Origin of the sequence: Stenotrophomonas sp. GD04054 (genome assembly GCF_029836955.1) — a bacterium.
GTDB classification, from domain to species: domain Bacteria; phylum Pseudomonadota; class Gammaproteobacteria; order Xanthomonadales; family Xanthomonadaceae; genus Stenotrophomonas; species Stenotrophomonas maltophilia_A.
Genome location: NZ_JAOECR010000018.1, coordinates 48,624 through 71,826, shown reverse-complemented (window position 1 = coordinate 71,826; position 23,203 = coordinate 48,624). Strand labels below are relative to the sequence as shown.

Here is a 23,203-nt window from a genome sequence, read left to right as displayed (position 1 = left end):
CAGGATGCCGCAGTGGAGGTGGTGATGCGCGTGATGTTGCTGGGGGCGACCGGCCTGGTCGGCGGGCTGACCCTGTCCAGGCTGCTGGACGACCCGCGCTGCAGCGCTGTGATCGCGCCGACCCGCCGCCCGTTGGCTGTGGCCCACGCCAAGCTGGAGAACCCGGTGCTGGCCTTCGATGCGCTGCCTGCCTCGCCCGAGTGGGCGGATGTGGACGCAGTCATCTGCGCGCTCGGCAGCACCATCGCCCAGGCCGGCAGCCGCGAGGCCTTCCATCGCATCGACCATGACTACCCGCTGGCGTTCGCCCGCCTGGCGCAGGCGCAGGGTGCGCAGACCTATGCGCTGAACTCCGCAGCCGGCGCCAACCCACAGTCGTCGATCTTCTACAGCCGGGTGAAGGGTGAGCTGGAGCGTGACCTGCGCGCGCTGGGCTTCAACTCGTTGACACTGGTCCGCCCCGGGCTGATCGGCGGCGAGCGCACCGAGGTGCGACGTGGCGAGCGCCTGGCGCTGACGGTGTTGGGGGCATTGGGGCCGCTGCTGCCACGGGCGTGGCGGATCAACCCGGCCAGCGAAATCGCCAAGGCACTGGTCGAGGCCGCGCTGGCCCCGCAACCGGGTGAGCATGTGGTGGCATCGAGCGCGCTGGTCGGCTGATGTCGCGTGCGCTGCGCCTGACCCAGCTTCAACAGCTGCTGCGCCGCCATCGACGGCCGGTGGCCGGGCAGGTGCTGGCCGAAGCGCTGGGCATCAGCTTGCGAACGCTGTACCGCGATATCGAGACCCTGCGCGAGCAAGGCGCCGACCTGCGTGGTGAGGCTGGCGTCGGCTACCAGCTGGCACCTAGCGATACCCTGCCGCCGATGACCCTGCCACCCGCAGAGATCGATGCACTGGTGCTGGGCCTGCGCTGGGTTGCGGCCCGCACCGAACCCGCGTTGGCCGAGGCCGCACGCGATGCCTTGGCCCGCATTGCGCATGTATTGCCTGCAGCACGGCGCGAAGCGCTGCGTGACAGCGGCCTGCGCGTGGGTCCCTCGCGTGCGGCAGCCAAGGTGCCGGCGGCACGCCTGCAGGCCGTGCGTGAGGCTGTGGGGTCGCAGCAGCGCCTGAAGTTCGGCTACCAGGATGCACAGGGCCAGCGCAGCGAGCGCATTGTCTGGCCGTTCGCACTGGGCTACTTCGATGAAGTGCCGATGCTGGCGGCGTGGTGCGAAGGCCGCGAGGACTTCCGCCATTTCCGGCTGGACCGCATCCGCCAGGTGCGCGTGCTGGAGGATCGCTACCTCGTGCCGCGCGCCACCCTGCTGCGGCGCTGGCAGAAGGCACAGGGCATCGCACCGGATTGGCTGGACCGTTCGTAGGGTCGAGCGTGCTCGACTGCTTCTGCGCTTCGCTTCCTGCTTCTGGGGGAGGGGGCCTTCGCTCTTTGCTCCTGGTAGGGGTCGAGCTTGCTCGACCGCCTTTGATCTTCGCGAACAGCAGTCGAGCAAGCTCGACATCTACCAGGGCGGGGGCAACAGCAGTCGATCACGCTCGACGCTACTGACAGAATCTGTCAGCAGGGCCGTACCACCATGAACGCTCCCAACAACGGAGGTTTCCCATGTTCACGCCCAGCACCCTGCTGCAGTACGTGCGCGACGTCGCCACCAGCGCCACCTTCTACAGCGGCATCCTCGGCAAGCCACCGGTCGAGCAGTCGCCCGGATTTGCCCTGTTCCTGCTCGGCGATGGCGCCGCACTGGGCCTGTGGCAGCGCGACGGCGTGCAACCGCCGGTGTCCGCACAGGCAGGCGCCGCCGAACTGGCAATGGTGGTGGCCAACCCCGACGCCGTGCAGCAGATGCACGATGCGTGGCGCGCTCTTGGTGTGGAGATCCTGCAGGCGCCGGTGACGCTGGAGTTCGGCCATACTTTTGTCGGGGCAGATCCTGATGGCCACCGCCTGCGTGTGTACAGCCGCGCCGAGGGCCTGGTCGCGCGCGATTGATTGCCCGCATTGTGTAGATCCACGCCATGCGTGGATGCAGGCACAAAAAAACGCCGGGCAGTGCCCGGCGTTTCTCCACTTCATGTGCCAACCAAGGTTGGCACCCACCAATCAGTTTCATGTGCCAACCAAGGTCGGCACCCACCGATAAGGTGGCCGATCAGCTGGCCAGCGCCAGATCGTCCATCATCGCGCGCAGGAAGCGGGCCGCTTCACCACCGGTGGCCGCGCGGTGTTCGAAGGTGACCGACAGCGGGATCACCTTGTGCGCTTCCACGCCGCCCATCACCGGGGTCATCTGGTGGCGGGCACGGCCGGCACCGACGATGGCCACGCACGGCGGCACCACGACCGGGGTCGCGTAGCGGCCGGCGAACATGCCGAAGTTGGACAGCGAGATGGTGTAGCCGCTCAGTTCCGAGGCGGCGATCGAACGCGATTCGACCTGCTCGCGCAGGCGGTTGACGCCTTCGCGGATGCCGCGTGCATCGAGCATGTCGGCGTTACGCAGGGCCGGCACGAACAGGCCGTCGTCGGTGTCCACGGCGATGCCGATGTCCACCTGCGCGTGCAGGGTGCGGGTCAGCGCTTCGCCGTCGAACCAGGCGTTCATCGCCGGCACCTTCTGCGCGGCGACCACGATCGAACGCACCAGGCGCGCGGTGACGTCGTTGCCCGGCAGCCAGGCGTGGATGTCGGCGTCGTCGTTCAGCGTGGTCGGTACGACCTTGCTGTGTGCATCGGCCATCACGCGCGCCATGTTGCGGCGAACGCCCTTCAGCGGTTCCGGCTGACCCTTGGCGACCACGCCCGGCGGCTGGGTGCGCATCGGCTTGCCGGCGGCAGACAGCGGGGTGCGGGCTTCGCTCTGCACCGGGGCAGACACCTGCGCCGGGGCCGGCGCGGCACCGATCTTGGCGCTGCCATCCGCAGCCGCCTGCTTGACGTCGGCCATGGTCACCGCACCATCGGCGCCGGTGGCGCGCACGCGGGACAGGTCCACGCCCAGCTTGCGCGCGGTGGCACGCACCGCCGGCACGGCCTTGACGCCACCGACGGCGAGCGCCTGCTCGGCGTGCACGGCGTTGGAACTCTGCATGGCGCCGACCACGGTACCGGCGTCATCACGCTCGGCGGCGGCGGGCTTGGCCGCTTCGGCGGCCACCGGTGCGGCAGCGGCCGGCAGCGGCGGCGGGGTCGGTGCTGCGGCAGGTGCAGCATGGCCGTGGCTGTGGCCGGTGTCCTGGCCATCCGCGCGCTGCGGCAGGTTCGGGTCCAGTTCGAAGCTGGCCAGCACCGAGCCGGTCGGGATGATGTCGCCTGCGGCGCCGGACAGCTTCAGCACCTTGCCGGAGAACGGCGACGGCACTTCGACGACGGCCTTGGCGGTCTCCATCGAGACCAGCGGCTCGTCCAGCTTGATCACATCGCCTTCCTTGACGAACCACTCGACGATGGTCGCGTCCGGCAGGCCTTCGCCCAGGTCGGGCAGGTTGAAGTTCTTGGTCTGGCTCATTTGCAGTTCTCTTCCAGCAGTTCCAGTTCGCGGGCCGGCAGCCAACCCGTCGCGCCATTGGCGCGCTCGGACCACCACCACCCGCCGTGTTCGTGATGAAGCTTCACCATCTCGCCGCTTTCCACATCCAGCTCGCGGGCGTCGTAGTCGCACAGCGCTTCGGCGCGACCCTCGTCCAGCAGCTGCAACCAGGCGATGGGCGCCCATCCAGCGCGCCCATCGTTGGTGCGTACCCAGGCAAACGCCGGCCATTCCTCGTCACGGACACCTACTTCGACGATCTGGCCGGTGTGGAACCGGAGCGGGTTGGGATACTGGCTGCGGTAAGCCCCCAGAAGGCGGGCCCGCATGTCAGCCGGCCGCCACCGCGCGCTTGGCCGCAGCCACGATCCGCTCAACGCTCGGCAGGTACTTCATTTCCAGGCGGAACAGCGGAATGTGGGTGTCGTAGCCAGTAACGCGCTCGACCGGGGCCAGCAGGTCGTAGATCGATTCCTCGGCCAGGCGCGCGGCGATCTCGGCGCCAAAGCCCGCGGTCTTCGGGGCCTCCTGCACGATCACGCAGCGGCCGGTCTTGGCCACCGATTCGGCGATGGTGGCGAAGTCCAGCGGACGCAGCGTGGCCACGTCGATGACTTCGGCACTGATGCCTTCGCCGGCCAGCTTGTCGGCCGCTTCCAGCGCTTCCTTCACCTGCGCGCCCCAGGTCACCAGGGTCACGTCGGTGCCGTCGCGCAGCACGAAGCAGACGTCCAGCGGCAAGGCTTCGCCGTCGTTGACGACCACTTCCTTGTACTGGCGGTAGATGCGCTTGGGCTCCATGTAGATCACCGGATCCGGCTCGCGGATCGCGGCCAGCAGCAGGCCGTAGGCGCGCTGCGGCGACGACGGCAGCACCACGCGCAGGCCCGGCACGTTGGTGAAGATCGCCTCGTTGGCTTCGCTGTGGTGTTCCGGCGCGCGGATGCCACCGCCCCACGGCACGCGCAGCACCATCGGGCAGTGCAGGCGGCCACGCGTGCGGTAACGCAGGCGGGCGGCGTGGCAGACGATATGGTCGACCATCGGGTACATGAAACCGTCGAACTGGGCCTCGGCCACCGGCTTCATGCCCTGCGCCGCCAGACCGATGGTCAGGCCGGCAATGGTGGTTTCATCCAGCGGGGTGTCGAGGATGCGTTCGGAGCCGAAGCGCTGCTGCAGGCCGGCGGTGGCGCGGAACACGCCGCCGTTGACGCCCACGTCCTCGCCCAGCACCAGCACCGACGGGTCGTGCTCCAGCTCCCAGGCCAGTGCCTGGGTGATGGCTTCGATCAGGGTGATGGGGGTGGTGGTCATGCTCTCTTCTCCGCGCGCGACGGCGGCGCTGTCGGCGGCGTTGGTGTGCGCGCCGGGCGCGCCGTTCTTGATCTCATCCATGGCGCTTCTCCAGGGCGATCGCCTGGGCACGCTGGGCCAGCAGGTCCGGCGGCGGATCGGCATACAGGAAGTCGAACATCGCCTCGACCGGCTGCACCGGCGTGTTGAGGTACAGGTTCACTTCCTCGTCCACGCGCGTGCCGCATTCGGCGACCCAAGCAGTTTCCTCTTCTTCGCTCCACACACCGGCGTTGATCAGGTACTTGCGCAGGCGCAGCATCGGCTCGCGCTGCCAGGCATCCTTCACTTCGGCGTCGTCGCGGTAGCGGCGTGCGTCATCGGCGGTGGTGTGGTCGGACAGGCGGTAGGTCATCAGTTCCAGCACGGTGCCACCGTTGCCGGCCAGCGCACGTTCGCGCGCCTGCTCCATCGCCGCCAGCACTGCGATCAGATCGTTGCCGTCCACCTGCAGGCAGTGCAGGCCGCCGGCCAGGCCCTTCTGCGCCAGCGTTTCGGCACCGGTCTGGGCCGAACGCGGAACCGAGATGGCCCAGCCGTTGTTGACGATGCACAGGATCAGCGGCAGCTTGTAGGCGCCCGCCGAATTCAGTGCCGCGTAGAAGTCGGTCTTGGAGCTGCCGCCGTCGCCACACACGGCCACCGCGATCTGCGGTTCCTTGTTGAGCTTGAACTTCAGCGCAGCGCCTGCGGCGTGCAGGCACTGGGTGGAAATCGGCACGCAGAACGGGAAGTCCTTGGCCGCGTTGCCGCCGTAATCGTTGCCGCGTTCGTCGCCGCCCCAGTACATCAGCACGTCGTGCGGGCGCACGCCACGCATGAACATCGCGCCATACTCGCGGTACGAAGGTGCGAACACGTCGTCCTTCTGCATCGCGGCACCGATGCCCACGTGCGCGGCTTCATGGCCCAGGCAGGCGGCGTAGGTGCCGAGCTTGCCGGTGCGCTGCAGCGCGATGGATTTGCTGTCGAACGTACGTACGAACAGCATCTGCTTGAACAGCGGTACCAGGACCTTGGGGTCGCGCAGCGACGCGGGCAGGTCATCGCGGACGAGCGTGCCGTCCGTGTCCAGATACTGCAGGTATTCGATCTTGAATTCAGCGGCAACCGTCATTGCGTACTGCACCTTCGACAGAGAAGTTACAAATGATATGAATCGCCATGTTAAGGAACGCGTACGGAATAGCCTTCCTGCGGCGCAACACGGCGACACCCCGTTTTACCCCTGCCGGCGGGTGGGGGGCCAATAACAACAACGTATTCAGTCGTTGCTGCAAAGCATCAGAATATGCCTCTGGCTGACTGCCCGCGCAACGGCCTGATCGGTTCCACGCGCAGGCCCGGCATCGGGCGATGCTCCACGGCCTTCCGCACGCCCGGGTATGGAGGTGGCGGCTGCCAGCACGGCGGCAACGCGCTACCCTTGCCGCCCCCGATCTGGCCGCACCCATGTCCGTCGACAACAACCAACGCGATCTCGAAGCCGGCATCCACACCGATCTGCAGGGACGGCTGACCTATGGCGGCTACCTGCGGCTGGACCAGCTGCTCAGCGCGCAGCAGCCGCTGTCCAACCCGCCGCACCACGATGAGATGCTTTTCATCATCCAGCACCAGACCTCGGAGCTGTGGCTGAAGCTGCTGGGCCACGAGCTGCGTGCCGCAATCGGCTTCCTGCAGCGCGATGAAGTCTGGCAGTGCCGCAAGGTGCTGGCGCGCAGCAAGCAGGTGCTGCGCCAGCTGACCGAGCAGTGGTCGGTGCTGGAAACGCTGACCCCGTCCGAGTACATGGGCTTCCGCGACGTGCTGGGCCCGTCGTCGGGCTTCCAGTCGCTGCAGTACCGCTACATCGAGTTCCTGCTGGGCAACAAGAACGCGCAGATGCTGCAGGTGTTCGAGCACGACGCGGCCGGGCAGGCCCAGCTGCGCAGCGTGCTGGAAGCGCCCAGCCTGTACGAGGAATTCCTGAAATACCTGGCCCGCTTCGGCCATGCCGTCCCGGCAGTCTACGAGGCCCATGACTGGACCCAGCCGCATGTGGCCGACGACGCACTGCAGCCGGTCTTCGAACGCATCTACCAGGACACCGATCGCTACTGGCGCGAGTACTCGCTGTGCGAGGACCTGGTGGACCTGGAGACCGCCTTCCAGCTGTGGCGATTCCGACACATGCGCACCGTGATGCGGGTGATCGGCTTCAAGCGCGGCACCGGCGGCTCGTCCGGGGTGGGCTTCCTGGCCAAGGCGCTGGAGCTGACCTTCTTCCCCGAACTGTTCCAGGTACGCACCAGCCTGCAGGCCGCGCCCACGGCAGAACAGGACTGATCCGTATTCAGCTTGGATCCCGGCCGGCGGCTGGATCGTTTCAGATGCAAGTTCAGGGAGCAGGCTGGCACCTGCCTCAAACGGCGTGTATTTGACGTGAACGCCAGAAGTCGGTGATCCTCGCGCGTTGCCCCAACTGCACAGCGGACGTGCTCGTCATCCACCGAACCAGGAAATCCGCATGAGCGTAAACGCCACTGCGAACACCCCAGAGCCGGCGCTGCCGGACTTCAAGACCACGCTGGGCCACCCGCGCCCGTTGTGGATGCTGTTCATGACCGAGTTCTGGGAGCGCTTTGCGTTCTACGGCATCCGCTGGGCCTTGGTGCTGTACATCGTCGCCCAGTTCTACAACGGCAGCGCTGCCGGTGAAGGCGACGCCAGCCGCATCTACGGCGCCTACCTGGCCCTGGTGTATGCCGCAGCGATCTTCGGTGGCTACGTGGCCGACCGGGTACTGGGTTACCAGCGATCGATCCTGACCGGCGCGATCATCATGGCCGCCGGCCTGTTCATGATCTCGCTGCCGCAGGAGCACATCTTCAAGCTCGGCCTGGCCACGATCATCGTCGGCAACGGCCTGTTCAAGCCCAACATCTCGACCATGGTCGGCAAGCTGTACGGGCTGAAGGACGAGCGCCGCGATTCGGGCTTCACCATCTTCTACATGGGCATCAACATCGGCGCGATGATCGCCCCGGTGCTGACCGAGTACCTGGCCCGCAAGGTCTTCGGTACCGACGCGATGCCGTCCTACAAGGTCGTGTTCATCGCCTCGGGCGTGGGCATGCTGATCTCGCTGGTGTGGTTCTACATCGGTCGTGCCGGCCTGAAGGGCATCGGTGCACCGCCGGCCGGCGCTGAAGGTTTCGGCCGCATCATCATGGTGCTGGCCGGTGCCGTGGTCGCCATCCCGGTCGCGTACTTCCTGCTGGCCACCGGCGCCACCGCGCTGGCCTGGATCCTGGGTGCGATGTTCACCGCGCTGGCCGTCCTGCTGCTGGTCGAGGGCATCCGCGAAGGCAAGGTGCAGCGCGACCGCGTGATCGCCATGCTGATCATCTTCGCCTTCAACGTGATGTTCTGGATGTTCTTCGAACAGGCTGGCAGCTCGTTCACCTTCCTGGCCGAGAACATCGTCAACCGCCAGTTCGGTGACTGGACCTTCCCGACCGCGTGGTTCCAGTCGGTCAACTCGGTGGCCATCATCACCCTGGCGCCGGTCATCGCCTGGATCTGGGTGGCCATGGGTCGCGCCAATCCGTCCATCCCGCGCAAGTTCGGCCTGGGCCTGCTGTTCAACGGCGCCGCGTTCGCGCTGTTGATGTTCGCCCTGTCGCAGATGGTCGTGGACGGCAAGATCCCGTTCTGGACCCTGTTCATGGTCTACGTCATCCAGTCCGTGGGTGAGCTGTGCCTGTCGCCGATCGGCCTGTCGATGGTGACCAAGCTGGCCCCGGTGCGCCTGGTCGGCTTCGGCATGGGTGGCTGGTTCCTGTCCACCGGCATCGGCAACAACCTGTCGGGCATCTTCGCTGGCGTGGTCAGTGGTGAAGGCGGCATGACGGTCGAGTCGGCCCTGAAGGGGTATACCTTCGGGTTCTGGGCCCTGATCGGCTCCGGCGTGGTGCTGTTCCTGGTCGCCCCGCTGATCAACAAGCTGATGCACGGCGTCAAGTAATGATGAGAGGGTAGAAGGCATGCGCAGCAAGCTCGGTGGTGCAATGGTGGTGGTCTGTGCGGCGCTGATCGGCGCCTGTTCCCAACCGCAACCGCCTGCCGCCGCCGAGCCCACGCAGCCTCTGGATACCCGACCCACCGAGCCACCGGTCGCTGACCCCAGCGAACCGGTGGCCTCGGGCAACACCCCGGTGGCGGCGGACATCGCCGCCATCGCAGGGCTCGGCGCGCAGTTCGACCCGGCCCGCAACCCCGCCGACGATCTGGCCACCGCCAAGGTGGAAGCCCAGCGCGGCAAGAAGCGCATCCTGCTCGAGGTCGGCAACGCCGCCTGTGAGCGCTGCCGGGCGCTGGACGAGGTGGTGGAAGGCAACGGCGACCTGCGCCGCTTCCGCGATGCCCACTACGTGTGGGTGAAGGTCAACGCCAGCGACGAACAACCCAACGCCGCTTTCTTTGCGCAGTTCCCGATGATGGAACGCGACTACCCGTACCTGCTGGTGCTCGATGCCGATGGCGGACTGCTGGTGTCGCAGGCCACCGGCGAGCTGCGCAAGGGCGAAGCCTTCCAGCCCGCGCGGGTGACCGTGTTCCTCAAGCAGTGGGCACCTGACAAACCGGAATAGGGTAGTGCCGGCCGCTGGCCGGCAGGGGTGGTGGTGGTGGGTGCCGACCGCTGACCGCCAACCCCGGTGGATGCCGACCGTTGGTCGGCACAGAAGTGCATCCACGCATGGCGTGGATCTACTGTGGTTGCGGTCACATTCCCGGAATCGGCATCTCAATATCGCAACGCGCTCGCCGTTACCGGCAAGGACCTCAGTCGACATCCCGTCGATGCAACCTTCCGGAACGCCCATGCACAGCGACCACGCCGAACGACTGCCCGAACCCGCCAGTGAGTTGGCCGAGGGTGGAGCAGGCGAGGGCGTAACCTTGCCGCCGCAGGAGGCGCTGCTGGATGACACCGGAACCGGCGAGGCCACCGTCGACCTGGCGCCGCCGCGTCATCGCCTGCCGCAGATCGCGCTGCCCGACAACGTGGTGCTGAAGGGGGCGGTGCAGAAGCTGGTCGAGCAGAAGTCCCGGCTTGATGCGCTGGCCGCCGACGGCCAGCTGGCCGGGCTGCTGCCACCGGAGTGGCAGGGGCACGGCGTGCGTGCGATCGAGCTGTCCACCTTCATCCAGGGCGTGCTGCCGTTCCTGCAACCCGGCGAACGTGGCGAAACCGCGCCCGCGCGCCTGCCGGTGCGCCACGTTCTGGGAGACGACAGCCGCTGGGGCCTGGAGGATGTCGCCGAACCGAAGTCGCTGGCCTGGTACCTGGCCAGCGACGAACGCGCCACCGCTGGCAGCAAGGACGTGGCCGAGGCCTATCTGGTGGGTGCGCTGGGACTGGCGTGGATGCAGGAAGGGCGCAGCCGCCCCGGCTTCCTGCGCGCGATGGGGCAGGACAGCCTGGCCGCGCGGGTGACCATGCTCGGCTACCCGCCGGCCAACGAACTGGCGCTGTACAGCGTCACCGCGCATGGGCAGCAACAGATCTGGTGCGTGCATGGCCGCCGTCGCATGCGCCCGCTGGTGGCGCCGTGGCTGAGCGTGCCGGTGCTGACCGCGTATGGCGTGCCGGCGCCGGTCGCGTGGCCGTCCAGTTTCCCGCCGGTGGAGGCCGTGGCCGAGCTGCTGGCGACCGCACGGCAGGGGCGCGCGCTGCCGGAAGTGGACCTGGCCAAGGCGGTGGCGAAGATCGCCGAGGACGCTGCCTCTGAAGCCTGGCAACCGGTCAGCCTGCTGCAGCTCAATACCTGGTCACCGCGTTGGCATTTCTTCCTGGGCACCTTCGTCGGCCTGCCGTCGCTGCTGCTCGTGGCGGCGGCGCTGGCGCTGCCGGGGGCGGTCGAAGCAGCCACGGTTGCGGCTTCCCTCGGCTTCGCCGGTGGTGCCATCGCGGCGCTCGCGGTGCCGTGGATCCATGCACGGCGCAAGCATCTGAGCTGAAAAAAGGGGACGGAGGGGATTAAGTCGTATCACGCACATATGTGTCGATCGCGACTTAATCCCCTCCGTCCCCTTTTTTCTTTCAGACCCCTTCGCCCATCCGCTCCAGGCCTTCGCCGGCCAGGCGGAGGATCAGTTTTTCCAGCACCTGCTCTTCCTCTTCGCTCAGCACCGACATCAGTTTGCGGGTGATCTCGATCACCATCGGCGCGATGGTCTCGTAGACCTCGAAGCCGGCTGCCGACAGCGCCAGCACCGAGCGGCGGCGGTCGTCGCCGTGGGTCTCGCGCTTGATGAAGCCGCGCTCCAGCAGGCGGGCCACGGCACGGCTGACCGCCACCTTGTCCATCGCCGTGCGGTCGGAGACCTCGCTGGCCGAGGAGCCCGGGTACAGCGCCAGGATGGTGATCACCCGCCACTCGGGAATCGCCAGACCGTAACGATCGCCGTATAGCTTGGCGATGTTGCCGCTGACCCGGTTGGACAGCACGCTCAGCCGGTACGGCAGGAACTGTTCCAGGTCGAGCAGGACGTGCGAGGCACGCAGGCGGGTCGAGGCGGGATCGGGGCTCATGTTGCGGTGCACCTTGCTGGTGGTTTCAAGTGTAACTATAAGGGTTGGGTCCAGACCCTGCATTCTCGCCGGGTCCCTACCTGCCCGCACCTGGTTTGTACCGATGCGGTACCGATTCGGAGCCACGCCATGAATACCGCAGTCCCGACCGCCTCGCACCCCAACCCCGGCATGCAGGTCACCACCTTCGAGAACCCGATGGGCATCGACGGCTTCGAGTTCGTCGAATTCGCCGCCCCGGCCGGCCGTGGCCAGGAGCTGCACGAGTACTTCCGGAAGATGGGCTTCAGCGCGGTGCTCAAGCACAAGCAGCGTCCGATTACCGTCTATCGCCAGGGCGACGTCAACTTCCTGGTCAATGAAGACCCCGATTCGTTCGCTTCGGACTTCGCCGAAAAGCACGGCCCGTGCGCCTGCGGCTTCGCCATCCGCTTCAAGAAGCCGGGCCAGGAGGTCTACCAGACCGCGCTGGGCAACGGCGCCGAAGCCATCGCCTTCAAGCCGGACAGCAAGGCGGTCAGCGCGCCGGTCATCAAGGGCATCGGCGACTGCATGCTGTACCTGGTCGACCGCTACGGCAGCGCCGGCAGCATCTTCGATGGCGACTACGAGCCGATCGCCGGTGCCGACCTGCACCCGGTGGGCTTCGGCCTGACCTTCATCGACCACCTGACCCACAACCTGTACTTCGGCAACATGCAGCAGTGGTCGGATTACTACGAGCGCCTGTTCAACTTCCGCGAGATCCGCTACTTCGACATCAAGGGCCTGAAGACCGGCCTGGTGTCCAAGGCGATGACCGCGCCGGACGGCATCGTGCGCATCCCGCTGAACGAATCGTCCGACCCGAAGAGCCAGATCAACGAGTACCTGGACGCGTACAAGGGCGAGGGCATCCAGCACATCGCCTGCTTCACCGAGAACATCTACGAGACCGTCGAAGCGATGCGCGCGCAGGGCGTGGATTTCCTCGATACGCCGGAGACCTACTTCGACGTGATCGACCAGCGCGTGCCGAACCACGGTGAAGACGTGGCGCGCCTGGCCAAGAACAAGATCCTGATCGATGCCGATCCGGAAACCCACCAGCGCAAGCTGCTGCAGATCTTCACCCAGAACTGCATCGGCCCGATCTTCTTCGAGATCATCCAGCGCAAGGGCAACGAAGGCTTCGGCGAAGGCAACTTCACCGCGCTGTTCGAAAGCATCGAGCGCGATCAGATCCGCCGCGGCGTGCTGTAAGGTCTGCAGGCAATGTCGGCCTCCCGCCGACATTGCCTGTCCGAATGGTAGTGCCGGCCGCTGGCCGGCAATCTCTGGAGTTTCCATGTCCACCGCCATCACCGCCCGCGGCTACCAGTCCGGTTTCGGCAACGAATTCGCCACCGAGGCCGTCGCCGGCGCGCTGCCGGTCGGGCAGAACTCGCCGCAGAAGGTGGCCCACGGCCTGTACGCCGAACAGCTGACCGGCACCGCCTTCACCGCGCCGCGCGGCAGCAACCGCCGCAGCTGGCTGTACCGGATCCGCCCGGCGGTGACCCATGGCGAATTCACGCCGTTCGCGCAGTCGCAGCTGCAGTGCGATTTCGGCGCTCAACCGGCTTCGCCGAACCAGCTGCGCTGGAGCCCGCTGCCGCTGCCGGAACTGCCGACCGACTTCGTCGAGGGCCTGTACACGATGGGCGGCAACGGCTCGCCCGATGCGCATGCCGGCGTGGGCATCCACCTCTACGCCGCCAACCGCGACATGGTCGGCCGCTACTTCTACGATGCCGATGGCGAGCTGCTGATCGTGCCGCAGCTGGGCGGCCTGCGCCTGCTGACCGAGCTGGGCGTGATCGAGATCGAGCCGCAGCAGATCGCGGTGATCCCGCGCGGCGTGCGCTTCCGCGTCGAACTGCCCGATGGCCCGAGCCGCGGCTACATCTGCGAAAACTACGGTGCGCTGCTGAAACTGCCGGACCTCGGTCCGATCGGTTCCAACGGCCTGGCCAACCCGCGCGACTTCGAGACCCCGCACGCGGCGTTCGAGGATGTCGATGGTGATTTCGAGCTGATCGCCAAGTTCGAGAGCCGCCTGTGGCGTGCGCCGATCGACCATTCGCCGCTGGACGTGGTGGCCTGGCATGGCAATTACGCGCCGTACCGCTACGACCTGCGCCGCTTCAACACCATCGGTTCGATCAGCTACGACCACCCGGACCCGTCGATCTTCCTGGTGCTGCATTCGCCCAGCGACACGCCGGGGACCAGCAACATGGACTTCGCGATCTTCCCGCCGCGCTGGCTGGTGGCGCAGAACACGTTCCGCCCGCCGTGGTTCCACCGCAACATCGCCAGCGAGTTCATGGGTCTGGTGCATGGCGCCTACGACGCCAAGGCCGAAGGCTTCGTGCCGGGCGGCGCGTCGCTGCACAACTGCATGAGCGGCCACGGTCCGGATGCACCGACCTTCGACAAGGCCTCCAATGCGGACCTGTCCAAGGCGGACGTGATCAAGGACACGATGGCTTTCATGTTCGAGACCCGCGCGGTGATCCGCCCGACCGCGCAGGCCTTGGCGGCCGGCCATCGCCAGGGCGATTACCAGCAGTGCTGGAACGGGCTGCGCAACAACTTCCGGTCGTCCCGCTAGCTTGGTGGGTGCCGACCTTGGTCGGCACGGATCCTGATCGCATCCACGCCATGCGTGGATGCTCTCCGCCGGAACCTGCGCTTACGCCACCTCCGCGAACGCGTCGCAATGCTCCAGCGGCAGCGCTTCCAACAGGCGCTGGCGTACGCGCTGGCAATAGCCGTCCGAGGTCAGCCCGGGCAGCATCTGCATCGCCGACTGCAGCCGCTGCAGCACCTCGTCTTCCGCACGCGCCTGCTGCAGGTCGCGGAACAGTGCAGCCGCCTGCGGGTGGCGCTGCATCTCCAGGATGCCCAGCACATAGATGCGCGCGGCCACCAGCGAGCGGCGGCGTTCGACCGCGGGTGCAGCAAGTGCTGCAGGTGCGGCTGCCGGCGGTGTGGGCACCGGCGCTACCGCGGTTGCGGGCGACGGTGCTGGGACGCCAGTGCTCAGGTACCCCGCCTGCACAAGCTGGATGACCATCGCAGGTGCGTCCTGGCCGAGCAGGCCGGTCAGGTCGGCAATGGTGCGCTGGCCGTCGCACAGGATCAGCAGCCGTCGCTGGCGCATGTCCAGCGGCGCGCGGTGGGCCTGCAGCGCGGTTCGGGCGAGATCGGTCTTGCGCGGTTGCATGGAAGGGACGGCCAGATCGGTGCTCGCCGAGCCTGAACGAAGGCGATGAAACCGCGATGACAATGCAGCGCCTGCACACAGGATGGGCTAGCGTGCAGCCACCTTCGTGCCAGGGAACCGCACCGATGAAGCACCTTCCGCTTGCTGGTCTGTTGCTCCTTTCGCTCACCGCCTGCGGCGGCCAGGACAAACAGGGGGCGGCCGGCAGCGGCAGCGATACCCCGGCCGAAACCGCCTCGGCGACGGGGCCCGCGCAGTCGACGGATCCTGATCTGGCAGCCCGTCCAGCCAATGACCGCCGCGAGGACAGTCCCGCGCACCTGGAGGGCTTCGCCGGCGCGAAGCTGGGCGCCGGCATCGCTGAGGTCCGCAGTGGCTTCGGCGCGCCGTTGCAGGGGCTGGGCACCGATGCCAGTGGCAAACCGCTGCCGGCCGACGACAGCAACGATGGCTGCTATTTCCTGCGACCGCAGAATGCCGAAGACCCGCGCCTGATGATCGAGGGCCGCAAGCTGGTGCGCTACGACGTGCGCAGCGCCGACATCATCGCACCGGGCGGCGGCAAGGTCGGCATGACCCTGGGCGAGTTGCAGGTGCTGTACCCCGAGCGCGGCGACGTCGGCCCCGACAAGTACGACGAGAAGGCCCAGCACCTGCGCGTGCGTCCGGCGCAGGAGGGTGGGGCGGTGATCGACTTCGCGCTCGGTGCGGACGGTCGGGTCGGCGCGTGGCGGGTCGGGCAGACCCCGCAGGTCGATTATGTGGAAGGCTGTGGCTGATCCTTGATCTACGGCCCAGCCATGCGCGCGGGGCCAGCGTAGAATCGCGCCACGACCGCTGGGGGAGTGCTCGATGATCGCCATTGCCATTGCCTGGTTCCTGCTCGGCCTGCTGCTGCTGGCGCTGGGCGGGGACTCCATCGTCAAGGCCGTGTCCGGCCTGGCGCAACGCTTCGGGGCCAGTCCGTTCACGGCTGGCCTGTTGCTGCTCGGCGTGACCACTTCGCTGCCGGAACTGGCGGTCAACGCGCGCGCGCTGGCGGTCGGTCAGCCGGAGCTGGCGCTGGGCAACGCGGTGGGCAGCAGCATCGTCAACCTGGGCCTGACCCTGGCCGTGGCGGCCATGGCTGCGCCACTGCTGCTGCGCGCGCGCCTGCAGACGGTGCTGTGGTGGTCGCTGCTGGTGGCCGGCGTGCTGCTGATCCTGTTCGGGCTGGATGGTGGCCTGGCACGCTGGGAGGGCGGCGTACTGCTGGCCGGCTTCATCGTGGTGCAGGTGCTGCTGCTGCGCCGTGGTCGCAGCGAGAGTGCGGAGGTGCAGGCAGCCATCGCCGAGTCCGCACTGAGCCGCACCAGCCTGCCGTTGAATGTACTGCGGGTGCTCATCGCCGCGCTGGCCCTGTACTGGGGCGCACGCCTGGTGGTCGGTGCGGCAGCGGACTTCGGTACTGCACTGGGTTGGACGCCGCTGCTGGTCGGTCTGCTGCCGGTCGCGATCGGTACCGCGCTGCCGGAGGTGGCAACCGCGATTGCTGCCGCACGCCGTGGTCATGGCGACATGGTGCTGGGCCACGTGCTGGGTTCCAGCGTGGTCAACCTGTTGCTGGTGATTGGTGCGATGGCCGTACTGCAGCCGCTGGCGCTGCCGGCCTCGTTCGTGCGCCTGGAACTGCCGGCGCTGCTGGCCTTCGCACTGGTGCTGTACCCCATGCTGCGCGGCGACCTGAAGATCAGCCGCGGCGAAGGCGCGATCCTGCTGGTCGCGTTCGCGGGCTGGTTCGTGCTGGAGCTGCTGCTGGTGGGTGCCCCGGCGTTGTAAATCCACGCCACGCGTGGATGCGGTTGGTTCAGTGCCGACCAAGGTCGGCACCTACCGGTCACCTCGCCGATGATGGGGTAGCTGCCAACCTCGGTTGGCACTCGGGGAAACAGAGCGCCGACCAAGGTCGGCCGCCACCGGGCATTGCGGTCGGTAGATCCACGCCATGCGTGGATGCGGTTGGCTCCGTGCCGACCAGCGGTCGGCACCCACCGGTCCACCCACCGATGATGCGGTAGCTGCCAACCTTGGTTGGCACTCGGGGAGCAAAGCGCCGACCAGGGTCGGCCTCTACCGGGCATTGCAGTCGGTAGATCCACGCCATGCGTGGATGCGGTTGGTTCCGTGCCGACCAACGGTCGGCACCCACCACCAATCACCCGGTAGCTGCCAACCTTGGTTGGCACTCGCAGCAACAAAGCGCCGACCAAGGTCGGCCTCTACCGGATTCACCGGTTCTGCGTGGTTTCTTCTTCCCGCACCGGTTCCGGCGGCGGCAGCTGCTCTTCAGCAGCCGGCTCGTTGCCGGGCAGGCTGGGGCGGGTTTCCATCAGCAGCGACAGCGCGGCCTTGGCCATCATGTGCGCGCTGATCGGTGCGGTGATGAACAGGAACACGGTGATCAGCAGCTCGCGCGGCTGCGGGTCCTGGCCGAGGAAGATGTGGTAGCACACCGAGCACACCAGCACGCAGCCCACGCCCAGCGTGCTGGCCTTGGTCGGTGCGTGCAGCCGCTTGAAGAACGTGGACAGCTTCACCAGGCCCAATGCACCGACCAGGATGAAGAAGCAGCCGAACAGCAGCAGGATCGACAGGCCGATCTGGATCGCGGTGATCATTCGACGATGTCCCGGCGCAGCACGAACTTGCTCAGCACCACGGTGCTGCCGAAGCCGAGCATGGCGATGATCAGCGCCGCCTCGAAGTAGATCGGCGAGTTGAGGTACATGCCGAACAGCATCAGCTCGGCAATCGCGGTCACCGACAGCGTGTCCAGCGCGAGGATGCGGTCGGGCACGGTCGGCCCGCGCAGCAGGCGCCAGGTGGCCAGCAGCATGGCCAGGCCGACCACGTGCATGCACACCACCAGGGTGGTCTGGATGACTTCAAAACCGGTCATGGGAAGATCTCCATCAACGGCGCCTCGTAACGGCGCTTGATCGTATCGATCAGGTCCTGTGGGTCCTCCAGGTGCAGCACGTGCACCAGCAGGAACTTGCGGTCGTCACTGAGCGCGGCCGAGACCGTGCCCGGGGTCAGCGTGATCATGCTGGTCAGCGCGGCGATGCCGTGGATGTTGGCGATGTCCAGCGGCAGCCAGATGAAGCCCGGATGGATGTTCTTCTCCGGGCCCAGCACCTGCACGGCGACGCGGATGTTGGACATCAGGATGTCCCACAGGGTCACGCACAGCAGCTTGGGCAGCGGGCGCAGGGTACCGATGCGGGCGAACTCGCGGTCCAGGCGCGCGGCGAACAGCGGCACCACCACGCCCAGCACCAGCCCCAGCACGAACTGGCCGAGGGTGAAGCTGTCGGACATCAGCAGCCAGAACGCCACCACCATGATGCTGAGCATCGGCGAGGGAATGACGCGACGGAACAGGGAGCGCTGGGCGGTCATGGCTGGCGGATCTCCGGCGTGGTCGCGCGCAACTGCTGCACGTACTCGCTGGGGTGCAGCAGCTGTGCGGCGGTGGCGTCGGTGTAGCGCATCAGTGGCGCGGCGGCCAGGGTCATGCCGATGCCGTAGGCCAGCAGGATGCAGGCCGCGTACAGCTCGACCCGGCGCAGGCGTGCCTTGCGCGGCTTCGGCGCATCGGCCTCGACCGGCGGCACGCGCCAGAACAGGCGGATGCCGCCACGGGTCAGGCCCATGATCACCAGCAGGCTGCTTACCAGCACCGCGGTCCACACCGGGGCGGTGTACTGCGCCGGCATGCCGGCCAGCAGTGCGGCCTTGGCCAGGAAGCCGGACAGCGGCGGCAGGCCGGCCACCGACACCGCGCCGATCAGGAACAGCACCGCCGGCGTTTCCTTGCCCGGCATCGGCGCGACCACTTCCTTGCGGTCGCTGGCGCCACCGCGGCGGCGGCGGATCAGGTCGGCAATCAGGAACAGTGCGGCGGCGACGAAGCTGCTGTGTGGCAGGTAGTACAGGCCGGCGGACAGCACCTGCGGCGTGCCTACCGAGAAGGCGATGAACAGCGTGGCTGCCGAGACGATCACCAGATACGAGATCAGCACGCGCAGGCGGGTCGCGGCCAGCGCACCGAGGCCGCCAAGCACCAGCGTTGCCACGCCGGCCCACAGCAGCCAGTCGCGGCCGTAGCCGGCCATCGCACCGGCATCGTCGCCGAACCACAGCATCTGGATGCGCAGCACCGAGTACAGGCCGACCTTGGTCATGATCGCGAACAGGGCGGCCACGGCGGCCGGTGCGCGCGAATAGGCTTCCGGCAGCCACAGGTACAGCGGCATCAGTGCAGCCTTGGCGCAGAACACCAGCAGCAACAGGCCCATCGTGGCCTTTACCAGGGTCAGCTGCGCCGGCGGCACCTCGGCAATGCGCTGCGACAGCTCGGCCATGTTCAGCGAGCCCAGCGAGGCGTACAGCAGGCCCAGTGCGATCAGGAACAGGGTCGAGGCGGTGACGTTGAACACCACGTAGTGCAGGCCGATGCGCATGCGCAGGCCGCGGCCGCCACTGAGCAGCAGGCCGTAGGAGGCGATCAGCATCACCTCGAAGAACACGAACAGGTTGAAGATGTCGCCGGTCAGGAACGCGCCATTCAGGCCGACCAGCTGGAACTGGAACAGTGCATGGAAGTGCGGTGCGCGCCGGTCCCAGCCCGAGCAGGCATGCAGCAGGCAGGGAATGGCCAGCAGCAGGGTGGTCAGCAGCATCCACGCCGACAGCCGGTCGGCCACCAGCGCGATGCCCAGCCGCGACGGCCAGTCGCCGAGCAGGTAGACGTTGATCTCACCAGTGGCGGTGGCGGCAAACAGCAGGCCCACCGCCAGCGCCAGCGCCGACAGCGCAGTCCAGGCCACCGCGCGCTGCACCTTGGGGCCATAGCGGCGGTGTTCGACGAACAGCGACAGTGCAGCACCCAGCAGCGGAATCAGGATGGGCAGGATCACCAGGTGGTTCATGCGCGGTCCTCGCCCTGGCGCGGCGGCATGCGCTCATCCTGCAGGTCGTCATCCGGCTCGTGGGCGTCCACGTGGTCGCTGTGGTTGTCGCTGCGGCTGCGCATGGCCAGCACGATGCTGACGGCGGTCATCGCGAAGGCGATCACGATCGCGGTCAGCACCAGGGCCTGCGGCAGTGGGTCGGTGTAGTTGCCGAGGTGGCTGTCCACGCCTTCCTGCAGCACCGGCGCCTTGCCCAGCACCAGGCGGCCACCGGCGAAGATCAGCAGGTTGGTCGCATAGGACAGGAAGGTCATGCCGAGGATCACGTCGAAGCTGCGCGCACGCAGCAGCAGGTAGATGCCGATCGCGGTCAGCACGCCGATCGCGGTAGCCAGGGCCAGTTCCATCAGTGCATCTCCCCGGTGCGTGCCGAACGGCGTTGCAGGTCGATCTCACCCTTGCGGGCGGTACGGGTACGCGACGGCTTGATCGTGCCCATCATCGACAGCATCAGCATGGCGCCACCGAACACCACCAGGTACACGCCGATGTCGAAGCCGATGGCGCTGGCCAGTGGCACGTCACCGATCAGCGGCAGGTGCAGGTCGAGGTGGCCGCTGGTCAGGAACGGCACGCCGAACAGCATCGACGCGCTGCCGCTGAGCAGGGCGATCAACAGGCCCGTGCCGATGCAGCGGATGTAGTCGAAGCCGAAGCGCGATTCCACCGACGCGGTGCCCTGGATCACGTACTGGATCAGCAGCGGCACCGCCAGCACCAGGCCGGCGATGAAGCCACCGCCCGGTGCGTTGTGGCCGCGCAGGAACAGGAAGATCGATACGGTCAGGGTCAGCGGGAACATGATCTGCGCCAGGTCGGCCGGCACCGGCAGCTTGATCGGCGGGCCGGGCATGATCTGCTCCGGCGCCATCCGCGTGCGACGCAACAGCGCATGCACCACCAGTGCGGCGATGCCGAACACGGTGATCTCGCCGAAGGTATCGAAGCCGCGGAAGTCGACCAGGATCACGTTGACCACATTCTGGCCGTAGGCCTCGGGCAGGGCACGGGCGAGCAGCTCGCCGGCCATGGTGTTCGGCGGCAGCGTCATCGCCGAATAGGCCAGCGCACCCAGGCCGGCGCCGGCGATGATCGCGATCACCGCATCGCGGCGCTTGCGCCAGCGCGGCCGCTCCGGCCCGGACTGCGCGGGCAGGTAGTTCATGCCCAGCAGCATCAGCACCAGGGTCACCATCTCCACCAGCAGCTGGGTCAGCGCCAGGTCCGGTGCGGACAGGAACACGAAGGTCAGCGCCACCATCAGGCCGACGCCGCCGACCAGCAGCACCGCCAGCAGGCGCTGCTTGTAGACGCGGAGGGTGGCAACGGCGCAGGCCATCATTACCAGCCACAGCACCCAGCCCAGCAGCGGGATCGGCTGCGGCGCGGTCCAGTTCGGCGAGGCCGGGTTGGCCACGAACGGCGCGGCGGCGACCGCGATCGCCACCAGCACCAGGCCCAGCAGCATGCGCTGCAGGCTGCCATTGGCGATGCCGTTGGTCAGGCGCATGGCCAGCGCGGAAAGGGCATCCAGCTGCGCATGGAACACGTTGCGGCCGGTGGTGCGGGTTTCCACCCCGTGCAGGTTGATCAGCTTGCGCAGGCCGAAGTACAGCGCCACGCCACCGACCACGCCGATCGCGCTCATCGCCAGCGGCAGGTTGAAGCCGTGCCATACGGCCAGGCTGTACTCGGGCATGGCGTTGCCGAGGATCGAGGCCGCAGCGGCATGCAGCACTGGCGCCACGGTCAGTGCCGGGGCGATGCCCACCGCCACGCAGATCACCACCAGCAGTTCCACCGGCACCTTCATCCAGCGCGGCGGCTCATGCGGCACGCGGTCGAGGTCGTGCGGGCCGGGGCCGAAGAAGGTGTCGTGCACGAAGCGCAGGCTGTAGGCCACGCCGAACACACCGGCCAGCAGCGCCGCGATCGATACGGCCGTGCGCATCGCGCCCGGGCCGCCACCGGCGGTCAGCGCTTCGGCGAACAGCATTTCCTTGGACAGGAAGCCGTTGAGCAACGGGATGCCGGCCATCGCCAGCGAGGCGATGATCGCCAGCGCGCTAGTGAATGGCATCAGTTTGCGCAGGCCACCCAGCTTGCGCATGTCACGGGTGCCGGTTTCGTGGTCGATGATGCCGGCGGCCATGAACAGCGAGGCCTTGAAGGTGGCGTGGTTGAGGATGTGGAACACGCCGGCCACCACCGCCATCGGCGTGGACAGGCCGAACAGCAGGGTGATCAGGCCCAGGTGGGAAATGGTCGAGTACGCCAGCAGGCCTTTCAGGTCGTGCTGGAAGATCGCATTCCAGGCGCCGATCAGCAGGGTCAGCGCGCCGATGCCGCTGACCGTGTAGAAGAACAGGTCGCTGCCGGCCAGTGCCGGGTGCAGCCGCGCCAGCAGGAACACACCGGCCTTCACCATGGTGGCCGAGTGCAGGTAGGCCGAGACCGGGGTCGGCGCCGCCATCGCGTGCGGCAGCCAGAAGTGGAACGGGAACTGCGCGCTCTTGGTGAAGATGCCGGCCAGCACCAGGAACAGTGCGTACGGGTACAGCGCGCTGGCACGGATCTGCTCGCCGGCGGCCAGCACCACGTCCAGGTCGAAGCTGCCGACGATGCGGCCGATCAGCAGCACGCCACCGAGCAGGGCCAGGCCACCGCCGCCGGTGATCACCAGCGCCATGCGTGCGCCTTCGCGGGCGTCCTGGCGGTGCGACCAGAAGCCGATCAGCAGGAACGAGCTGATGCTGGTCATTTCCCAGAAAATCATCAGCAACAGCAGGTTGCCCGACAGCACCATGCCCAGCATGGCGCCCATGAACAGCAGCAGGTAGCAGTAGAAGCGGTGGGCGTTGTCCTGCTGGCTCAGGTAGTAGCGCGCATACAGCACCACCAGCGCGCCGATGCCGAGCACCAGCCCGGCGAACATCCAGGCCAGCCCGTCCAGGCGCAGGGTGAAGTCCAGGCCGATCTGCGGCAGCCAGGGCACCAGGGTGCGGACCACCTGGCCATCGAGCACCGACGGGGTCAGCCAGCCGAGGATGGCCAGTCCGCCCAACGGCGCCAGCGCCGCCAGCCAGGCAGCAGTCGAGCGCGAACTACGGGGGAAGGCCGCAACAGCCGCTGCCATCAGGAACGGCAGGGCCAGCAGCAGGGGCAGGCTGGGGAGCATGCAGGGAATCCATGATTCACGAGCAGGTCAGGGAGGATAACAGGCTGCGAAATGTCGCCGAAACCCATCGAACAGCGATCAATTGCATGTAACGTCCGCTGATTCATTTTTTCTGCAGCGCAGCATCACGTTGCTGCGGTCCCTCCCCGGTTGCCCTAGGGGGACACCCTACGCCCACGCAGGGAGACCGCAGGCCCTGTCGCACAGGGGCTGCCGTCGACGGGCGGGCGATGGGGAACGGATCACCGGTGCAGGCTGGCAGGGCCGTCGTGGAGTGCGGGTGACGGAATC

The 23,203-nt window shown here is 67.4% G+C and carries 23 protein-coding genes; 11 read left to right on the top strand and 12 right to left on the bottom strand.

From position 1 onward, the window contains the following. Positions 1 to 24 precede the first annotated feature (24 nt). From N7573_RS10840 to N7573_RS10830, 3 genes are all read left to right on the top strand, one after another. Positions 25 to 660, top strand: coding sequence for an NAD-dependent dehydratase (locus N7573_RS10840; RefSeq protein ID WP_279913169.1), 636 nt, complete (start codon positions 25 to 27; stop codon positions 658 to 660). Then, on the top strand, positions 660 to 1,367 hold the full coding sequence (locus N7573_RS10835) for a YafY family protein (protein WP_121504220.1): 708 nt from the start codon (positions 660 to 662) through the stop codon (positions 1,365 to 1,367). The genes N7573_RS10840 and N7573_RS10835 overlap by 1 nt, the downstream gene beginning before the upstream one ends. Before the next feature lie 242 nt (positions 1,368 to 1,609). Continuing rightward, a complete protein-coding gene (locus tag N7573_RS10830) occupies positions 1,610 to 1,996 on the top strand; it encodes a VOC family protein (protein WP_242874746.1) in 387 nt (128 codons plus the stop codon). A gap of 160 nt (positions 1,997 to 2,156) precedes the next feature. On the opposite strand, the gene N7573_RS10825 is transcribed toward N7573_RS10830, so the two are convergent. The 4 genes from N7573_RS10825 to pdhA are packed head-to-tail and all read right to left on the bottom strand — an operon-like array spanning position 2,157 to position 6,006. Continuing rightward, positions 2,157 to 3,512, bottom strand: coding sequence for a dihydrolipoamide acetyltransferase family protein (locus N7573_RS10825; protein ID WP_279913170.1), 1,356 nt, complete (start codon positions 3,510 to 3,512; stop codon positions 2,157 to 2,159). After that, positions 3,509 to 3,862, bottom strand: coding sequence for an SH3 domain-containing protein (locus N7573_RS10820; RefSeq protein ID WP_005411349.1), 354 nt, complete (start codon positions 3,860 to 3,862; stop codon positions 3,509 to 3,511). Before N7573_RS10820 ends, N7573_RS10825 begins: the two co-directional genes overlap by 4 nt. Before the next feature lies 1 nt (position 3,863). Then, positions 3,864 to 4,931 (bottom strand): alpha-ketoacid dehydrogenase subunit beta, encoded by a 1,068-nt coding sequence (locus N7573_RS10815; protein ID WP_019338598.1) that lies wholly within the window; start codon positions 4,929 to 4,931, stop codon positions 3,864 to 3,866. Beyond that, positions 4,924 to 6,006: a pyruvate dehydrogenase (acetyl-transferring) E1 component subunit alpha gene (gene pdhA / locus N7573_RS10810; protein WP_149908968.1), complete on the bottom strand. Its 1,083-nt coding sequence runs from the start codon at positions 6,004 to 6,006 to the stop codon at positions 4,924 to 4,926. Before pdhA ends, N7573_RS10815 begins: the two co-directional genes overlap by 8 nt. A 335-nt stretch (positions 6,007 to 6,341) precedes the next feature. Between pdhA and N7573_RS10805 the strand changes: the two genes are divergently transcribed. The 4 genes from N7573_RS10805 (at position 6,342) to N7573_RS10790 (ending at position 10,895) form a co-directional block, all read left to right on the top strand. Beyond that, positions 6,342 to 7,217 carry a tryptophan 2,3-dioxygenase family protein gene (locus N7573_RS10805; RefSeq protein ID WP_279913171.1) on the top strand — a complete coding sequence of 292 codons (876 nt, stop codon included), beginning with the start codon at positions 6,342 to 6,344 and terminating at the stop codon, positions 7,215 to 7,217. Between the two features lie 181 nt (positions 7,218 to 7,398). Next, positions 7,399 to 8,898: an oligopeptide:H+ symporter gene (locus N7573_RS10800; RefSeq protein WP_149908970.1), complete on the top strand. Its 1,500-nt coding sequence runs from the start codon at positions 7,399 to 7,401 to the stop codon at positions 8,896 to 8,898. Positions 8,899 to 8,917: 19 nt separating this feature from the next. Then, on the top strand, positions 8,918 to 9,523 hold the full coding sequence (locus tag N7573_RS10795) for a thioredoxin family protein (RefSeq protein WP_279943155.1): 606 nt from the start codon (positions 8,918 to 8,920) through the stop codon (positions 9,521 to 9,523). Between the two features lie 232 nt (positions 9,524 to 9,755). After that, the gene (locus tag N7573_RS10790) at positions 9,756 to 10,895 is read left to right on the top strand and encodes a hypothetical protein (RefSeq protein WP_049395603.1); all 1,140 of its coding nucleotides are present in this window, start codon (positions 9,756 to 9,758) and stop codon (positions 10,893 to 10,895) included. An 82-nt stretch (positions 10,896 to 10,977) separates the two neighbouring features. Here the strand turns inward: N7573_RS10790 and N7573_RS10785 are convergent, their stop codons facing one another. After that, positions 10,978 to 11,469 carry a MarR family winged helix-turn-helix transcriptional regulator gene (locus N7573_RS10785; RefSeq protein WP_005419884.1) on the bottom strand — a complete coding sequence of 164 codons (492 nt, stop codon included), beginning with the start codon at positions 11,467 to 11,469 and terminating at the stop codon, positions 10,978 to 10,980. A 129-nt stretch (positions 11,470 to 11,598) separates the two neighbouring features. Between N7573_RS10785 and hppD the strand changes: the two genes are divergently transcribed. Beyond that, a complete protein-coding gene (gene hppD / locus N7573_RS10780) occupies positions 11,599 to 12,711 on the top strand; it encodes a 4-hydroxyphenylpyruvate dioxygenase (RefSeq protein ID WP_176433087.1) in 1,113 nt (370 codons plus the stop codon). An 85-nt stretch (positions 12,712 to 12,796) separates the two neighbouring features. Next, the gene (gene hmgA, locus N7573_RS10775) at positions 12,797 to 14,104 is read left to right on the top strand and encodes a homogentisate 1,2-dioxygenase (RefSeq protein WP_279913757.1); all 1,308 of its coding nucleotides are present in this window, start codon (positions 12,797 to 12,799) and stop codon (positions 14,102 to 14,104) included. A gap of 81 nt (positions 14,105 to 14,185) precedes the next feature. On the opposite strand, the gene N7573_RS10770 is transcribed toward hmgA, so the two are convergent. Further along, the gene (locus N7573_RS10770) at positions 14,186 to 14,719 is read right to left on the bottom strand and encodes a hypothetical protein (RefSeq protein ID WP_049422941.1); all 534 of its coding nucleotides are present in this window, start codon (positions 14,717 to 14,719) and stop codon (positions 14,186 to 14,188) included. 125 nt (positions 14,720 to 14,844) lie between these two features. Between N7573_RS10770 and N7573_RS10765 the strand changes: the two genes are divergently transcribed. Continuing rightward, positions 14,845 to 15,498: a hypothetical protein gene (locus N7573_RS10765; protein WP_032127152.1), complete on the top strand. Its 654-nt coding sequence runs from the start codon at positions 14,845 to 14,847 to the stop codon at positions 15,496 to 15,498. 73 nt (positions 15,499 to 15,571) lie between these two features. Continuing rightward, positions 15,572 to 16,537: a sodium:calcium antiporter gene (locus N7573_RS10760; protein ID WP_049461231.1), complete on the top strand. Its 966-nt coding sequence runs from the start codon at positions 15,572 to 15,574 to the stop codon at positions 16,535 to 16,537. A gap of 449 nt (positions 16,538 to 16,986) precedes the next feature. Here N7573_RS10760 and N7573_RS10755 read toward each other — a convergent pair whose 3' ends face one another. From N7573_RS10755 to N7573_RS10730, 6 genes are read right to left on the bottom strand one after another with little or no spacing between them, the layout of a single operon-like run. Next, positions 16,987 to 17,376 (bottom strand): Na+/H+ antiporter subunit G, encoded by a 390-nt coding sequence (locus N7573_RS10755; RefSeq protein WP_049401677.1) that lies wholly within the window; start codon positions 17,374 to 17,376, stop codon positions 16,987 to 16,989. Continuing rightward, positions 17,373 to 17,657: a K+/H+ antiporter subunit F gene (locus N7573_RS10750; RefSeq protein ID WP_005411334.1), complete on the bottom strand. Its 285-nt coding sequence runs from the start codon at positions 17,655 to 17,657 to the stop codon at positions 17,373 to 17,375. The genes N7573_RS10755 and N7573_RS10750 overlap by 4 nt, the downstream gene beginning before the upstream one ends. After that, on the bottom strand, positions 17,654 to 18,160 hold the full coding sequence (locus N7573_RS10745) for a Na+/H+ antiporter subunit E (protein WP_049401676.1): 507 nt from the start codon (positions 18,158 to 18,160) through the stop codon (positions 17,654 to 17,656). The genes N7573_RS10750 and N7573_RS10745 overlap by 4 nt, the downstream gene beginning before the upstream one ends. Further along, positions 18,157 to 19,692 carry a monovalent cation/H+ antiporter subunit D gene (locus N7573_RS10740; protein ID WP_049401675.1) on the bottom strand — a complete coding sequence of 512 codons (1,536 nt, stop codon included), beginning with the start codon at positions 19,690 to 19,692 and terminating at the stop codon, positions 18,157 to 18,159. Before N7573_RS10740 ends, N7573_RS10745 begins: the two co-directional genes overlap by 4 nt. Continuing rightward, a complete protein-coding gene (locus tag N7573_RS10735; protein ID WP_279913775.1) occupies positions 19,689 to 20,081 on the bottom strand; it encodes a Na+/H+ antiporter subunit C in 393 nt (130 codons plus the stop codon). Before N7573_RS10735 ends, N7573_RS10740 begins: the two co-directional genes overlap by 4 nt. Beyond that, positions 20,081 to 22,912 (bottom strand): monovalent cation/H+ antiporter subunit A, encoded by a 2,832-nt coding sequence (locus tag N7573_RS10730; protein ID WP_279913774.1) that lies wholly within the window; start codon positions 22,910 to 22,912, stop codon positions 20,081 to 20,083. The genes N7573_RS10735 and N7573_RS10730 overlap by 1 nt, the downstream gene beginning before the upstream one ends. Positions 22,913 to 23,203 lie beyond the last annotated feature (291 nt).